The organism is Micromonospora sp. DH13, from assembly GCF_020873825.1.
GTDB classification, from domain to species: domain Bacteria; phylum Actinomycetota; class Actinomycetes; order Mycobacteriales; family Micromonosporaceae; genus Micromonospora; species Micromonospora haikouensis.
The window spans coordinates 198,934-212,621 of the sequence record NZ_JAHWGR010000006.1 but is presented as its reverse complement, the minus strand read 5'-3'; the positions used below and the strand labels follow the sequence as shown (position 1 = coordinate 212,621).

The following is a 13,688-nucleotide window of genomic DNA, read 5'->3' as shown; positions in this document are numbered from 1 at the left end:
GGTGCCCCGAGCGTCGTCGACCAGCCAGCGGTGCCCGGGGCGGTGCCGTGGACCGCCCCGGGCTGTCCGTGCCGGTCAGCCCTCGACGTAGCGGTCGGCGACCTCCAGCGCCTCGTCGAGGATGTCCAGCCCCCGCTGGGCGTCCTGCTCGGAGATGACGCAGGGCGGCACCACGTGCACCCGGTTGAAGTGGGTGAACGGCCACAGGCCCCGCCGGCGGCAGGCCGCCGCCAGCTCGTTCATCGGCGCGGCCTGGGCCGGGGTGGGGGCGAACGGCACCAGCATCTCCCGGGTCCGCCGGTCCCGGACCAGCTCCACCGCCCAGAACGCGCCGAGCCCCCGCACCTCGCCGACGCTCGGATGCGACTCGGCCATCTTGCGCAGCCGGGGGCCCAGGACGTGCTCGCCGAGCCAGGCGGCGTGCTCGACGATCCCCTCGTCCTCCATGGCCCGGATCGTCGCCACGGCGGCGGCGCAGGCCAGCGGGTGACCGGAGTAGGTCAGGCCGCCGGGGTACGGGCGGTCGGCGAACTCCGCGGCGACCCGGTCGGAGATGATCACGCCGCCGAGCGGGACGTATCCGGAGTTGACGCCCTTGGCGAAGGTGATCAGGTCGGGCACGACGCCCCAGTTGTCCACCCCGAACCACGTCCCGGTCCGGCCGAAGCCGGTCATCACCTCGTCGGTGATCAGCAGGATGCCGTACCGGTCGCAGATGGCCCGGACGCCGGGCAGGTAGCCGTCCGGGGGCACCAGGATGCCGTTGGTGCCGACGATGGTCTCGATCAGCACGGCGGCGATGGTCGTCGGCCCCTCGAACTGGATGACCTGCTCCAGGTGCTCCAGCGCCCGCGCGCACTCCTGCTCGGCGGTCTCGGCGTGGAACGCCGACCGGTACGGGTACGGCCCGAAGAAGCGGACCACCCCGGCCGTGCCGGTGTCGGTGGGCCACCGGCGCGGGTCGCCGGTCAGGTGCATCGCCGTGTGCGTGGCGCCGTGGTACGACCGGTAGGCGCTGAGCACCTTGGGTCGCCCGGTCACCAGCCGGGCCATCCGCACCGCGTGCTCGTTGGACTCCGTGCCACCGTTGGTGAAGAACACCCGGTTCAGGTCGCCCGGCGCGTGCTCGGCGATCAGCCGGGCCGCTTCGGAGCGCTGGTCGTTGGCGAAGTGCGGGGCGATGGTGCACAGCCGGGCGGCCTGCCGCTGGATCGCCTCGACCACCCGGGGGTGGGCGTGGCCGATGTTGAGGTTGACGAACTGCGACGAGAAGTCCAGGTAGCGGTTGCCGTCGTAGTCCCAGAAGTGCACGCCCTCCCCGCCGGCCACCGGCAGGGGGTCGATGTGCGCCTGCGCCGACCAGGAGTGGAAGACGTGGGCCCGGTCGGCCGCCCGGACGGCTGCCGCCGCGCCCGGGTCCGGCTGCTGGTTCGGAGAGTGCATCGTGCTGTCCTTTCGGGCTTTCGGGCTTCGGGAGGGCTTTCGGGTGCGGGATTCGGGGGAGGGCGATAGACGGGCGGGGCACTCAGGCCGGCACCGGGAACGCCCGCTCGTGGTGCAGGAAGTAGTCGATGTCGGCGCTGACCGTCTCGATGAACCGGCCGGGGTCGCCCGCCCCGTGGCGCAGCAGGTCGGCGTTGCGCCGCCGCACCTCGGCGGAGAAGGGCAGGTTGCCGGCCTCCCGGTAGCGGATCGCCCCGGTGCGGTCCCGGCCGGGGACGACCTCCGACCGGGCGTGGACGCTGGCGCTGAACGGCACGTCGAGCCGGCCGGCGTCGAACGCCGCCACGATCGCGCCGGCCAGGTCGTCGCCGTCGAGCACCGGATCGACCAGCTCGGCGACCTCGCGCTGCAGCCAGTGCATCTCCTCGGCGACCCGGTCGGTGTCGAGGCGGACGAAGTCGAGCAGCGCGGAGCCGCCGAGCAGGGTGGTGTGGATGCCGGTCGCGTTGGCGGCGGCGTCCGGGATCCCGTACGCCTCCTGGTTGGTCTTGTTGATCACCTTGTCGGCGCCGCCGAGCCGGGCGACCAGGCCGCCGTAGAGGACGAGCGCGTCGGCGGCCCGGCGGTCGCGCGGGAAGACGCCCATGAACTCGTGCAGCACCGGGTAGACCTCGACGTCCGCCGGCAGGTACCGCGCGGCCAGCTCACGGATCGACCGCAGAGCGGCGACGTCCTGGTGCACCTCCCCGCCCTGCGGGTAGGCGATCGACAGGCAGCGCACCCCCTGCGCCACGGCGGCGCGGGCCTCCAGCAGGGTGACCGCGAGGCTGGTCGACGGCGGCACCAGCACGGCGGTGAGCGTGCCGAACAGCTCCCGGTCGACGAGCACGCCCGCCTCGGCGAGCCGGCCGCAGACCGCGTCGACCTGCCGCCAGCACTCCAGCGACGTGGCCAGCGGGACGTCCTTGCAGTACGGGATGTTGTAGCCGATCCCGCCGCCCTCGAAGGAGGTGAAGCCGGCGGCGAGCGACACGGCGAACAGGTCCCGGGGGTCGGGCGAGCCGTGCCGGATCTCCAGCGGCACGTCGACGGTGGCGACCAGCTCCCGGCCGCGTTGCCAGCCGTGCGCCACCAGGGGATAGCCGTTGAGGTCGGCGGGGTTCTCCCGCAGCACCCGGGCGGCGTGGTCGAACTGCCGCAGCCGGGTGAACGAGTCGATCGTCACGGTCAGCATGCCCGGGCCGGCGGGCGCGAGCGAGCGCAGCAGCTCGATCATCGCGTCGTGCGACCCGACGCCGCAGCGGGGCTGCACGATCGGTCGGCCGGCGCGCCGGGCCGCCCGCAGCGCCGCCACGGCGGTCGGCGCCCCGCTGTCGCGCAGGTGTGCCACGGTCTCCGTCCAGGACGGCAGGCCGTCGACGGTGGTGTCCGCCAGGTGCAGGTCGGCCCAGTCAGCCACGGCTGCCCACCGCCGTCCGGGGCTCCCGCTGGCCGGCCGCCCGCGTGCCGGTGCCCTGGTGGGCGGCCCGGGTGCCGGCGCCCTGCAGGTGAGCCGCCCGCGTGCCGGTCCTGGACCGGGCGTTGCGCTTCTTCGCGCGCCGGGTCGCGCCGGGCGCGGACGCGCGCAGCAGGTCCAGCACCAGCGGCAGCTCGTAGGGGTTCTCCAGGATGTGGTCGACGCCGAGGGCCCGCAGCCGGTCGTGCACGTCGTCGGCCTTGTGGCTGCCGACCGAGAGGTTCCCGCCGAGGACCACCGGGCGGGCGAGCCGTCCGGCGGCCCGCAGCGCCGGCAGGTCCCGCAGGTCCGCGTACGCGTGCCCGTTGAGGCTGCCGATGATGACCGCCTCCGCCTCGGGGTGCGCGTCGACGGCGTCGGCGAACTCGGTCAGCGGCGTGCAGACGCCGAGGTTGACCACGTCGAAGCCGTGCTCGCGCAGGTGCATCGCGATCAGGTGGTTGGCCACGGCGTGCGCGTCGCTGCCCGCCACGCCGAGGATGACGAGGTGTCGCGTGGTGTCCATGATGCTCCCGTCCGGGCCGTCGGGCCCTCGTGTCGTGGGTGGTGGGCGGCGGGGCCGCGCCGGCCCCGCCGCGCGGCCGGTCAGTCGTCGAAGGCGGCGAACAGCTCGCGGTCGCTGGTCTCCGCGAGGCGCTGTGGGTCGAACTCGTCCGGGTCGGCCTCGGCCAGCGAGTCGAAGACCAGGTTGATCGCGGGGATCAGGCCCCAGATCTCCCGGTACGGGGGCCAGCCCCGGTGCCCGCCGTCGATGTCGGCCTGCCGGGCGAAGATGTAGTTGGCCCAGTCCCGGCTCATCGGGCGGCGGTGGTGGAAGTCGTGGCAGACGGTGTCGCCGGTGAGCACCAGGTAGCGGGAGGGGAAGTGGACCAGCAGCATCCGGGTCCACCAGCGGGCCCAGGCGCGCACCGCGGGCCCGCCCCGCAGGGAGCTCGCCGGGGCGGGCTCGCCGATGAAGATGGCGTTGGTGAGGCTGGCGAAGTACGCCTTGCCCCGGCGCTGGGTCTGCCAGGGGGCCGGGAACGTGTGCTTGACGCAGAGCCGCAGGGTGTTGCTGATCTGGAAGAACACGGTCATCGGCAGCACCCAGCCGACCAGCACCAGGGGCCAGGCGTGGGCGACCGTGGCGAGCGCGGCGACGGTGGCGTACCCCGTGGCGGTGACGGCCCGTTCGGTGCGGCTGGCGGCGTGGCTGTAGGAGCGGATCCGGGCCCAGAGGAACCGGGCGTGGAACACCGGCGAGGCGAGCCGGCCCAGCACCCGCCGCCACATCTGCCGGCGGGTCATCCCGGGGCGCAGCCGCAGGCTGACCAGGAACGCCTGCACAGTGGGGTCGCGCAGCGTCATGTGGTGCAGCGCGTGGTGGTCGGCCACGTGCTCGGCGCTGTAGCGCTCGAAGTGCTGCACCATCAGCACCCCGGCGACGATCTTGCCGAGGATCTGATCCGGGCGTTTGCGGGCCCACATGTTGCGGTGGGCGCACTGGTGGAACACCATCATGCGCAGGTTGCGCGCGCCGTGCAGGGTGCTCGCCCAGCCGGGCACGAGCAGCGCGAGCCACCAGCCCGACAGGGCCAGGGCGACCCCGGTGGCCGCCAGGCCGACGCCGACGGACCCGGTCGCGGTGACCAGGTGGACGGTCGGGGTCAGCCGCAGCGGCCGCTGCCCCGTGTGCGGCCGGCCGGTGAGGAAGGTCAGCGGGAGCTGGGCGAAGCCGGGCAGCCGCCGCATCGAGTCGCGGACGCTGTTGTCGGCCGAGTCGCGCGTGTCCCGCTCGGCGACCGTCAGCCGGCCGGGCCGCTGGTCGGCCCCCGCCGGCCCGCCGGCCCGGGTTCCAGGGCGGCGGGGCGCGGTGACGGTCGGCTGGTGCGGTTCGCCGGTGGCGGTGCGGGTGCGGTGCGGCGCGGTGCCGGCGGGCCCGTGCGGTTGCGTGGCGACGGTGCGCTGCGGCGCGGTGACGACGGCACCGTCCGGGTCGGCGGGCCGCGCAGAGGCGTCGATGGTAGTCATTTCTCCCCTGTTTCTCTCTGCTCGGGGCGGCGGGAGGGCCCGCCGCGCTAGCGGCTCGCCCGCGCCGACCGCTCCAGGTCGGCGGCGGTGGCGAGGATGTCGTCGATGACGCGGTCCAACTCGTCGGTGGTCGTGGCTGGGTTGAGCAGCATCAGCTTGAGGAAGACCGGGCACGACCCGTCGGGCCGGCGCACCCGGGTGCGGGCCAGCAGCGTGACGCCCCGGGTCATGAGCTGCCGCCGCAGCTCGCCGTTGAAGGCGTCGGCGTCGCCGTCGTGGCGGTAGCGCAGCAGCACCGTGCTCATGGACGGCCGGGCGGCCAGCTCCAGGGCCGGCTCCGCCTCGACCCGGTCGGCGGCGTGGAGGGCGAGGTCGTGGCAGCCGTCCACCATCGCGGCCATCCCGTCGCGGCCCAGCGCGTTCATCGTGACGGCGATCTTGAAGGCTTCCGCGCGGCGGGTCGCCTGCACCGAGTTGCCGTACAGGCCGATGAAGCCGGCCTCGGCGTCGTCGTCGGCGTTCAGCGTGGTGGTCTGCTGCGCCAGCGGCGTCATGACGCTCGCGTCGCGCACCAGGAAGATGCCGGAGGTGGCCGACGTCCAGCCGAACTTGTGCAGGTCGAGCGTCACCGAGTCGGCCTCGGCGATGCCGTCCAGCCGGGGGCGCAGCCGGGGGGAGAACAGGGCCCCGCCGCCGTACGCGGCGTCGGCGTGCAGCCACACGCCGTGCCGGCGGGTCACCTCCGCCAGCGCCGCCACGTCGTCGACCCAGCCCTGGTCGGTCGCGCCGACACAGGCGATCGCCGCCACCGGGACCACGTCCTCCGGCAGGCCCGCCAGCGTGCGCTCCAGCTCCTCCGGCAGGAGCCGCCCCAGCTCGTCGGACGGCACCCGGACGATCATGTCCTCGCCCAGGCCGACCATGCCCACCGCCCGGCCGATGGAGAAGTGGGTGGCGTCGGTGGCCAGCACCACCGGCCGCTTGTCGAGCCCCGTGAGGCCCTGCGCGAAGGGCCGCCACCCGCACCGCTGCGCCAGCACCCGGTCGCGGGCCGCCAGCACGGCCATCAGGTTGGAGATGCTGCCGCCCGCGGTGATGGTGCCGCCCGCGTCCGGTCCGTAGCCGACCAGCTCGCCCAGCTCGCGGATGACGTAGCGCTCCAGTTCGAGGGCGTACGGGCCGCTCTCCCAGGCGTGCAGGGACTGGTTCAGGATGCCCACCACCAGCTCGGCGGCGGCGGCGACCGGGGTGGGCGGGCACTGCATGCGGGCCACCGCGGCCGGGTGGCTGACGTCGACCGACCAGGTGGCGTAGTCGCGCACGAACCGGCGGAACGTCTCCAGGGGATAGCCCGGCTCCGCTGGCAGCAGCGGCCCGCCGAGGGAACGCCGGGCGGCCTCCCGCACCGCCGCCGGACCACCGGCGGTCACCGGGCCGGGCCGGTCCAGGGTCACCTCCCGCAGGGTCTCCAGCGCCACCGCAGTCAGCGCCTGCACGTGGTCCAGCCCTGCGAGGCTGCCGGCCGGCGGCAGCACGGCGTCCACCACCTGACGGGCGGCCGAACCGTCCGCGACCGTCTCCATCGGGGTGCTCTCTTGCATGATCGTCACTGCGGTCTCCTCGACTCCGGCTCCGTTCGCCACGTCGGCGGTGGCGGCTGACGTCGGAGGAAATCCCCGGCTGCCCTTCGGCCGGCTATGGTCCGGCTATCCGGCGGGCGGGGCGGCGCGGCCCGCAGATCGGTTAGCCCGGGAATAGGACTTCGATAGCCGGCCGGGGACACAGGTGACAGACGCGATCCGCACCCATCCCCGTGGAGGTAACCGATGATCCGCCTGCTGCTGGCGACGACTACCGCCGTCCTCGCCGTCGCGGTGCCCGCCGGTCACGGCACCGCCGCGACACCCGACCTGGTGCCGGAGACCGGCTGGGGCGCCCCGGCCGGGGACACCGTCGCACCGATGGACGAGACCGGCTGGGGAGCGCCGCCCGCCCACCAACCACGGCGGTGAGACCGCACGGGCCCGCCCGGTGAGACGGGCGGGCCCGTGCGGTGGGGCCGGGGCGGGGCCGCCGGTGGGACGGGGGCGGCCCCGCCCCGTGCCGGGTCTACCCGGACACGTCCGCCAGGGCGCGCAGCGCGCGGGCGTGCCACACCCGCGCCTGCAACTCTCCGAAGATGTCCGCCGCCCGGCGAAGCTGGTCCGCCGCCTCCGCCCGGTCCCGGTCGGGCAACTGGGACAGCTCGTACAGCGCCTGCGCCTCCACCACCCGCTCGACGACCTGACCGGCGATCTGCCGGGCCCGGGTCAGCATCGCCCGCGCCTTCGCGAGCCGCCCGTCGCGGCCGTACACGACACCGAGACCGTGCAGGGCGTACGCCTCGCCCGTGCGGTCGGAGGCGGCCCGCACGATGTCGAGCGTGCCCTGGAACGACTCCTCGGCGCGGCGCAGCTCGCCGGAGCGCAGATACAGCTCCCCGAGCCGGTGCAGCACCTGCGCCTCGACCCGCCGGGCCCCCGCGTCCCGGCAGATGGTGAGCGCCTCGCCCAACAGGGCCTGTGCGGCGGCCGGATCGCCCTGCTCCAGCCGGATCCCCGCGATGCTCACCAGCACGTGCGCCCGGCCCACCAGGTCACCGACCGAGCCCAGCCCGGCCAGCGCCGCCTCGTACCCGCGCAGGGCCGCCCGGTCGTCGCCGCGCAGCCGGTTGAGGTAGGCGAGGTTGCGTTCCACCAGCGCCACCCCGTGCCGCTCGCCGAGGGGACGCAGGATCCGCAGCGCGGCGGTGAACATCCGCTCGGCCTGCCCCGGGTCCCGCAGGAACATGTGCATCGCGCCGAGGGAGTGCAGCGTTATCCCCTCACCGCGCCGGTTGCCGCTGCGCCGGGTCGCCGACAGGGCGAGGTCGGCGGTCTCCGCCCACTCGTCGAAGTAGCTGCGGGCCTCGAAGAGCGTCACGAGGGTGAACGCCAGATCCCAGCACAGCTCGTCGAGGCCGAGGGCGTCGGCCTGCCGCACGGCGGAGACCAGGTTGCGCCGCTCCAGCTCCAGCCAGTCCATCGGCCGGCCGAGCAGCCCGTCGGTGACCGTACGCGGCACCGGCCAGCGGGCGGCGGTGCCGTGCACAATGGTGAAGTCGCCCCCGTACTCCCGGCGGTGTGCCTCCTCGGCCACGGCGAGCCAGGCGCCGAGCACGTGCCGCACCAGCGACCCGCGCTCCTGCGCCGGCTCCTCGGCCAGGAGGCGCTCGCGGGCGAAGACCCGGACGAGGTCGTGCAGCCGGTAGCGGGTCGAGCCGCTCTGCGGGTGGCCGTGCGCCTCCAGCAGCCGCACGTCGACCAGCTGCTCCAGCAGGTCCTCCAGCACCGACGGCGGCTCGTCGAGCAGCGGCGCGGTCACCCACAGCGGAAAGTCCTCGCAGTCGAGCAGCGCCAGCCGCCGCAGCAGCCGCCGGGACCGCTCCGGCAGGCTGTGGTAGCTCAACCCGATGGTGGTGCGGATGCACAGGTCGCGGTGCACCAGCTCGTCGAGGAGCTGGGACTGGTCCCGCAGCCGGTCCACCAGGCGGCTCACCCGCCAGTGCGGCCGGGAGGCCAGGCGGGCACCGGCGATGCGCAGCGCCAGCGGCAGCCACCCGCACAGCCGGGCCAGCTCGTCGGCCTGCAGGGGCTCGGCAGCGATCCGGTCGCCCACGATCTGGTGCAGCAGGGCCACGCTCTGCTCCGGCGTCAGGGCGTCCACGTCGACCTCGTGCGAGCCGGCGAGGGTGCCGAGCCGGGCCCGGCTGGTCACGATGACCGCGCAGCCGGCCGTGTTCGGCAGCAGCGGCGCGACCTGCGTCTCGTCGGCGGCATTGTCCAGCAGGATCAGCACCCGCCGCCCGGCGAGCCGGCTGCGGTATAACCCGATCCGCTCGGTCAGGTTGTCGGGGATCGCCGGGCCGGCCACGCCCAGCGCCCGCAGGAAGCGGTCCAACACCTCCGCCGGGCGCTCCGGGCTGGGCGACGGCCCGCCGAGGTTGGCGTAGAGCTGGCCGTCGGGGAACCGGTCCACCAGCGAATGCGCCACGTGCACGGCCAGGCTGGTCTTGCCCGCCCCGCCCGGGCCCGTGATCACCGCGAGCGGGGCGAACCCCCGGTGCCCCGGGTCGGCCTCGGCGGTCAGCAGGTCGCGGATCTCGCCGACGAGCTTCTGCCGGCCCGTGAAGTCCGCCAGGTCCCCCGGCAGCTGGTGCGGAACGTCCGGACCATGCCCACCCGGCGACGCGGGCCCCGTGGCGGCGACGGACGGCGTGACCGGAGACGCGGCGGGCGCCGCCGGAAGGTCGAGCTGAGGCGCGCGGGACAGGATGGCCCGCTCCAGCCGGCCCAGCTCCGCGCTCGGCTCCATGCCGAGCTCCTCCACGAACAGCGCCCGCGCCCGCCGGTACGCCTTCAGCGCGTCGGCCTGCCGGTCGGCCCGGTAGAGCGCGAGCATGAGGTGGGCGTGCAGCCGTTCCCGCAGCGGATGCCGGGCGATCAGCGCCTCCAGCTCGCCGACCAGCTCGTCGTGGCGGCCGAGCGTCAGCTCCAGCCGGATCCGCTCCTCGACGGCCGCGCCGCGCCGCTCGTCGAGCCCCCGCCGCCACGCCTCGACCGGATCGCCGGGCACGCCGGCCAGGGTCGCGCCGTACCAGAGCGCGTCGGCGGCCCGCAGCCGGGCGACCGCCTCGGCCACCTGGCCCTCGCCGCTGAGGTGTCGGCTCTCGGCGACGAGCAGCTCGAACCGCCCCGCGTCCAGCTCCGTGGGGGCCAACCGCAGCAGGTAGCCGCCGAAGCGGGTCTCCAGGGCATCCTTGCGGCCGACCTCGGCCAGCAGGCGGCGGAGCTGCGACACGCAGATCTGGATCTGGGAGCGGGCGGTGGACGGGGGGCGGCCGTCCCACACCGTGTCGATCAGATCCTCCACCTGCACCGCCCGGCCCCGGTTGGCGGCGAGGATAGCGAGGACCGTGCGGGCGCGGAGCCCGGGAATGTCGAGCCGGCGGTCTTCGTGGGTGATCTCGATTGGCCCAAGGACCCGTAGCTGCACGACCTTCCCCTGACCGTCGCCGAGTGTCCACTCAGGCTAACAGTGGGTACTTGCCGCCGCAGTGGGTGCGTAACCGGCCTCCTCAGCCGACCCGGAGCCGTTGCAGGTGGACCACCGCGCCGATGACCAGCAGGCCGCCCGCGATCTGCACGGCGTTGAGCGACTGGCCGAGCCAGGTCCAGGCGAGGACCGCGCTGAACACCGGCTCCAGGCAGATGTTCACCGCCCCGGCGTGCGGGCCGACCCGGGCCGTGCCCCAGGAGAAGAGCACGAAGGGAGCGAGGGTGCCCAGGATCGCGACGAAGAGCACCCCGGGCAGCAGGTCGTGCCGCCCGACGATCTCCGGCACACCCTGCGGGGCGAAGTAGAGCAGCCAGGCCACACTGGACACGGCGAACGCGTACGTGTTGGCGCGCAGCGCCCCGTACCTGCGGGTGGCCCGGCTGCCCAGCACCGAGAAGGCGGCCACGCCGACGGCGGTGGCGATGCCGAAGCCGACCCCGAGGAGGTTCACCTCGCCCAGCGGCGTGGTGGGCAGCTCCACCACCAGGGCCACCCCGGCGAGGGCGACGACCAGCCCCAGGGCGATCGCGATGCCGAGTCGGCACCGGCCGAGCACCACCAGCCACCCCACCACGAACGCCGGGGCGAGATTCTGCAGCACCATGGCGACCGCGACCGGCAGGTGGCTGATGGCCAGGAACAGGCACGCGTTGGCCACGGCGATCGCCAGGCCGAACGCGACGACCAGCGGCCAGTCGATCGGCTCCGTGCGCCTCGGCGTGCCGGAGCGGCGGCGGGCCAGGGCGAGCAGCAGGCCGAGCCCGGCGAGGCTGATCAGGGTGCGGGCGGCGACCAGCTCGGCGGGGCGCAGCCCGGAGTCGAACAGGTCGCTGGCGACGGTGCCGCCGAAGCCCCACAGCGCGGTGGCGACGCACACGGCGAGCAGCCCGAGCCGCCGCGCGCCGGGGTCGGGTGCCTCCTCGTCGTGGTCAGGGCGGGCGCCCCGCTCGTCGGGGTGGGCCTCCCGCTCGTCGGGGTGGGCCTCCCGCTCGTCGGGGTGGGCCTCCCGCTCGTCGGGGAGGGCGTTCCGCTCGTCGGCGGACGAGGGGTTCAGGTCGGCGGATGCCGTCATGGAGTCACCTCGGCGTGGTCGTCGTGCGTGTCGGACCGGTTGCGGACGGTGGTACCCGGTGCGATGCCGACTGTAACCTCTAAACTGTTTGAGTGGTTACCGACGCGTGGGATGGGACGATGTGGGAGGTGGGACGGTGAAGCGCCAGGAGGCACCCGGCCGGCTGGAGGTCGTCCGGTCCTTCGTCAACACGCTCGACCTGGAGCGCGGTGTCGACGAGATTGACACGGTCCAGGGGCTGGCCGGCTGGATCGGCGCGCGGTTCTCGGCCGAGTTCCCGGGCGTGCCGCCCCGGCCGGACGCCTTACCCTCGCCGGACGGTTCGCCCCGACCTGGTGAGCTGCCCCGGCCTGGTGAGCCGCCCGCGCTGACCGAGGCGGACCGGCGGGCGGCGGTGGAGCTACGCCAGGCGCTGCGCGACACCATCGCTGGTGCTGGTGCTGGGTCCGCCGCCGCATTCGGGCCCCCTGCCCACGCCCCGGCGGCTCTGGACCGGCTCAACCGCGTCGCCGCGCGGCTGCCCGTACACCTGCGGTTCGCCGACGCGGCGACGCCGCAGTTCGTCCCCGAGCGTGCCGGCATCGACGCGGTGCTGGCCGGGCTGCTCGGCGTGGTGGCCGTCGCCGCGCTCGACGGCACCTGGGGTCGGCTGAAGATGTGCCCGGCCGAGGACTGCCGGTGGGTCTTCTACGACCACGCCCGCAACCGGACGGGGGTGTGGTGCCAGATGGCCGAGTGCGGCAACCGCCGCAAGGTACGCGAACACCGGTCCCGGCAGCGCGCCGCGTCAACCACACGGTCCTGACCGGGCTAAAGGCGAAGATTCCGTAGATCTTGGAAAGTTTCGGCCCCTGGAGGGGCCATTTCGCTCCAAGATCTCCCTTTCTCGCCCACGATCTTGCAGGTGTGGCCCCCTGGTAGGGCGCGTTGTACCTTTTGTCGGGGCTGCAAGTGCAAGATCGCGGGGTAGGGGCGGGGCGGCCCAGCCTGTGGCGGCGGTCGGCTGCGGGGTCCGCGTAGGGCCTCCTGCCTGCTCTTTCGCCCACACGTCACCGCCGGCGCCTGTTGGGCGTTGACAGGGCGACATGCTGAAGTCGGTCACTCCGATTTCTATCAATCGTGACAAATGCATTCCGCTCTCCTCAAACGGACGTCATGCCCCAGAGGTTCTTTCGTCGCGTAGCTACAATGCGGCTGCCGCTGTCAGGGCGCACCGGGGAGAGTCGCGGATGCTGGGAATTGTGAGGAAAGTCGTGACGACGATGAGCATCTGGCGTAGAAGTCTGTGGCGCTATCGGGTCACCACTGCGGGAATTGCGCTGACCTCCTTCGGCGCCGCCACCGCTATCCACAACCCTCCTGTTGCAGTCAGCGTGCTGGCGGCAACTGCCGGCTGTTTCGTTTCCGTGCTGGAAATCCGTGCCAATCGTCGCCGGGCCCGGTTGGTGCGGTTTCAGTCGCGGGACGGCGACGACTACAGCGACCTGTCAAGTCAACTCAGCAGTCTGGGGACCATCGTCAAAAGCGCACACGACGTCGGCGTGGTCATGGCGAAAGAGTGCGCGCGGCTCCGTGACCAGCCCGTCAGGGCCGAGCTTGAAACCTCACCATATCGCCTCCCTCGCGAGCTCAGGATCTGGTCGTTCGACTTTCTTGCGCGTCGTGCCCGTGTCGCTGCCATGTACAACGGTGACATCATCGGCCTGGCCTCCGATGTGCCATCCGGTGACGAGGAAGTGGCTGTCAAGCTGAGGCCCGGCCGCTATTTCGACTTCTTTTGCAGCAATTTGCTGGCTCCGTTCGACGTATGGGGGACGGGTAGGAAACTGCCGCTTCTGCGGGGAAGGGAGTTGATCCTCGACCAGGGTGGGAAACTGCTGACCTTTCGGCGTAGCCGACTCGCCAACACTATCGGCGTGTCCTCGCTGGCCTTCACGGCGGACGGCCAACTGATCCTCGTGGCCCAAGCCAAGGACAACGTGGGCAGCCCTGGCCTCATCGCCCCGTCCGGCTCTGGCGCTCTTGAACCCCGCGACGTGCCACAGGATGGCACCGGGCTGACGCTCGGAGACATCGTCCGCCGCGGTGCGGAGCGGGAGTTGCGGGAGGAATGCCACATCAGCGAGCAGGACATCGAGGTCAGCGCGATCGTGGGGCACGGTCGGTGGGTCAGCCGGGGTGCCATGCCGGAATTCTGCGTGGTCACCCTGCTCCAACTCACCAGCGACGAGGTGCTCGATCGGGCTGTCCGGCTCGTCGAGCGCCCCTACGTCACCGAGGTGCTGGCGGTCGACCTGGCACCGATCACGAGATGGAACCCGAAGAAGCCGTTGGCCATGCTGCCGCAAGAGATCAGAGGATCAGCGTCATGGCCCCTGGCCCTCGGCCTGGCCTGCATGGCTCAGTCCATCCTCGACCAGTCGTGGCCGCTGGGGCAGGAGTTGACGCAGCGGCTGCCTGCCCAGAGGGAGCGACGGGCTCTGCGTGAAGGTGCGTGATCGGGGCTGGCCC

The 13,688-nt window shown here is 73.4% G+C and carries 10 protein-coding genes; 3 read left to right on the top strand and 7 right to left on the bottom strand.

What is annotated here, in order from left to right; genetic code table 11:
• Nucleotides 1-75: 75 nt before the first annotated feature.
• From LPA42_RS08545 to LPA42_RS08525, 5 genes are all read right to left on the bottom strand, one after another.
• On the bottom strand, nt 76-1,443 hold the full coding sequence (locus tag LPA42_RS08545) for an aspartate aminotransferase family protein (protein ID WP_077936395.1): 1,368 nt from the start codon (nt 1,441-1,443) through the stop codon (nt 76-78).
• An 82-nt stretch (nt 1,444-1,525) separates the two neighbouring features.
• Complete coding sequence (locus LPA42_RS08540; RefSeq protein WP_077936396.1) at nt 1,526-2,902, bottom strand: methylaspartate mutase; 1,377 nt, start codon at nt 2,900-2,902, stop codon at nt 1,526-1,528.
• Nucleotides 2,895-3,464, bottom strand: coding sequence for a cobalamin-dependent protein (locus tag LPA42_RS08535; RefSeq protein ID WP_077936397.1), 570 nt, complete (start codon nt 3,462-3,464; stop codon nt 2,895-2,897). The genes LPA42_RS08540 and LPA42_RS08535 overlap by 8 nt, the downstream gene beginning before the upstream one ends.
• 80 nt (nt 3,465-3,544) lie before the next feature.
• Complete coding sequence (locus LPA42_RS08530) at nt 3,545-4,969, bottom strand: fatty acid desaturase (RefSeq protein ID WP_228986466.1); 1,425 nt, start codon at nt 4,967-4,969, stop codon at nt 3,545-3,547.
• Nucleotides 4,970-5,016: 47 nt separating this feature from the next.
• A complete protein-coding gene (locus LPA42_RS08525; RefSeq protein WP_228986472.1) occupies nt 5,017-6,570 on the bottom strand; it encodes a pyridoxal-dependent decarboxylase in 1,554 nt (517 codons plus the stop codon).
• Nucleotides 6,571-6,795: 225 nt separating this feature from the next.
• Between LPA42_RS08525 and LPA42_RS08520 the strand changes: the two genes are divergently transcribed.
• The gene (locus LPA42_RS08520; RefSeq protein ID WP_077936398.1) at nt 6,796-6,981 is read left to right on the top strand and encodes a hypothetical protein; all 186 of its coding nucleotides are present in this window, start codon (nt 6,796-6,798) and stop codon (nt 6,979-6,981) included.
• A 97-nt stretch (nt 6,982-7,078) separates the two neighbouring features.
• Here LPA42_RS08520 and LPA42_RS34385 read toward each other — a convergent pair whose 3' ends face one another.
• Entirely contained in the window at nt 7,079-10,042 is a 2,964-nt protein-coding gene (locus tag LPA42_RS34385; protein ID WP_077936399.1) for an AfsR/SARP family transcriptional regulator, read from the bottom strand.
• An 82-nt stretch (nt 10,043-10,124) separates the two neighbouring features.
• Nucleotides 10,125-11,177 (bottom strand): DMT family transporter, encoded by a 1,053-nt coding sequence (locus LPA42_RS08510; protein ID WP_228986465.1) that lies wholly within the window; start codon nt 11,175-11,177, stop codon nt 10,125-10,127.
• 136 nt (nt 11,178-11,313) lie between these two features.
• Here LPA42_RS08510 and LPA42_RS08505 point away from each other — a divergent pair, with 136 nt between their 5' ends.
• Both LPA42_RS08505 and LPA42_RS08500 read left to right on the top strand, forming a co-directional pair.
• Complete coding sequence (locus LPA42_RS08505; protein WP_158229381.1) at nt 11,314-11,982, top strand: CGNR zinc finger domain-containing protein; 669 nt, start codon at nt 11,314-11,316, stop codon at nt 11,980-11,982.
• Between the two features lie 424 nt (nt 11,983-12,406).
• Nucleotides 12,407-13,675 (top strand): hypothetical protein, encoded by a 1,269-nt coding sequence (locus LPA42_RS08500; RefSeq protein WP_144082558.1) that lies wholly within the window; start codon nt 12,407-12,409, stop codon nt 13,673-13,675.
• Nucleotides 13,676-13,688: the final 13 nt, after the last annotated feature.